This window comes from Aeromonas sp. Y289-2 (genome assembly GCF_027705925.1).
GTDB classification, from domain to species: domain Bacteria; phylum Pseudomonadota; class Gammaproteobacteria; order Enterobacterales; family Aeromonadaceae; genus Aeromonas; species Aeromonas veronii.
In genome coordinates this window covers 1-1,198 of record NZ_JAPDCH010000045.1, presented here as the reverse complement: position 1 = coordinate 1,198, position 1,198 = coordinate 1, and the positions used below count along the sequence as shown (strand labels likewise).

Here is a 1,198-nt window from a genome sequence, read left to right as displayed (position 1 = left end):
GGTAATCCCCCCATTTTTTGGAGCACTCAAAAGTAGAGGTCATGCGGCCTGTGCCAAGCGCTGTTTCGGCGTGTAGCCGCCCAGCGCCATATTGGGCCGCTCATGGTTATAAACCCACAGCCAGTTCGTGGCAAATTCCTGTAACTCATTCAGTGACTCAAACAGGTAATGGCCCAACCAGTCGTAACGCACAGTGCGGTTAAATCGCTCTATGTAGGCATTCTGCTGCGGGTTGCCTGGCTGGATATACCTCAGCGCAATCCTCTTCTGCTGCGCCCATTGCTTGAGCTCTTCGCTGATGTATTCCGGACCATTATCACAGCGGATTGCGGCTGGTTTGCCCCGCCACTCGATGACCTGCTCCAGCACCCGTTTGACTCGCGAGGCAGGCAAGGAAAAATCCACCTCGATGCACAGTGCTTCGCGATTGAAGTCATCGATCACATTAAACAACCGCACCGAACGACCATCGCTGAGCTGGTCATGCATAAAGTCCATCGACCAACAGTGATTCGGTTGGTCAGGGACTGCCAACGGCTCCGGCTTGGCGCGTACTAGCCGCTTCTTGGGTTTTATCCGCAGATTGAGCTCTAGCGCCCGATAGATCCGGTAGACCCGCTTGTGGTTCCAGCCAAAGCCTTTGACGTTACGCAGGTACAGGAAGCACAGTCCGAAACCCCAGTTGCGCTGGTTGGCGGTGAGGCGCAGTAGCCAGTCGGCAATCTCCTGGTTTTCATCAGCCAGCACGGGCTGATAACGGTAGCAACCCTCGCTCACCTTGAACACCTGGCAAGCCAGACGGATAGAAATGGCGTAATGAGCCACAGCCTTGGTCGCCATCTCCCTGCGGGCAGATGGCGTCACCACTTTTTTGCCATCGCCTCGGAGATGATCTCAGCCTTTAGGCGCTCCTCGGCATACATCTTCTTAAGGCGACGATTTTCCTCTTCCAGCTCTTTGAGGCGCGCCATGAGAGAGGCATCCATGCCACCGAATTTGGAGCGCCACTTGTAGAAGGTGGCGGAGCTGATGCCATGCTCACGGCAGAGCTCAGGGACGGGTGAACCAGACTCGGCCTGCTTGAGGATGGCGATGATCTGTGCATCGCTAAAGCGTGATGTTTTCATGTAGAACCTCCTGCGTTCAAGATACGAGAAAATTCTACTTATGAGCACCTCAGTTTTTCGGGGGGATTACC

Annotated in this window: 1 protein-coding gene; it reads right to left on the bottom strand. The window is 54.8% G+C overall.

What is annotated here, in order from left to right:
* Positions 1-39: 39 nt before the first annotated feature.
* Positions 40-1,127 (bottom strand): IS3-like element ISAs22 family transposase gene (locus OKC43_RS21635; RefSeq protein WP_088821966.1). Its coding sequence is split into 2 segments (ribosomal slippage): positions 40-875 and positions 875-1,127, totalling 1,089 coding nucleotides; the frame shifts between segments, so codons are not numbered across the junction.
* Positions 1,128-1,198: the final 71 nt, after the last annotated feature.